The sequence below is a fragment of the Afifella sp. IM 167 genome (assembly GCF_020144925.1).
Lineage (GTDB): Bacteria > Pseudomonadota > Alphaproteobacteria > Rhizobiales > Afifellaceae > Afifella.
Genome location: NZ_NSLC01000038.1, coordinates 1 through 558 on the forward strand (window position 1 = coordinate 1; position 558 = coordinate 558).

At 61.8% G+C, this 558-nt stretch carries 1 protein-coding gene; it reads right to left on the minus strand.

Annotation, left to right across the window (positions count from 1 at the left end):
* On the minus strand, positions 1–545 hold a 545-nt coding region (locus tag CLD20_RS20025), incomplete at its 3' end, for a 2-oxoacid:acceptor oxidoreductase family protein (RefSeq protein ID WP_224408441.1).
* Positions 546–558: the final 13 nt, after the last annotated feature.

The window sequence follows — 558 nt, forward strand, 5'->3', positions numbered from 1 at the left end:
GCCAGGGTGGCGTCGATGGCCTGGTAGTTGCGGTCCAGCAGGGCCTGACCCTTCTTGCCGTAGGTCTTCTTGACGGCGGTCTTGATGCAGGCGATGGCTTCGTCCTTGGGCAGGATGCCGGAGATGGCGAAGAAACAGGTCTGCATGATGGTGTTGATGCGTCGCCCCATGCCGGTCTCGCCGGCGATGCCGTAGGCGTCGATGACATAGAAGGACAATTGCTTGTCGATCAGGGTCTGCTGCATCTTGCGCGGCAGCTCGTCCCAGATCCGGTCGGCCGGGGTCGCCGAATTCAGGAGAAAGACGCCGCCCTTGCGCGCCTTGTCGAGCATGTCGTAGCGGGTCAGGAAGGTTGGCTGGTGGCAGGCGACGAAGCTCGCCTCGTCATCGCCGATCAGATAGGTGCTGCTGATCGGTCGGGGTCCAAAGCGCAGATGACTGATGGTCATGGCGCCGGCCTTCTTGGAGTCGTACTCGAAATAGCCCTGGCCGTAGTTGGGCGTCTCCTCCGCGATGATCTTGATCGAGTTCTTGTTCGCGGACACGGTGCCGTCGGAG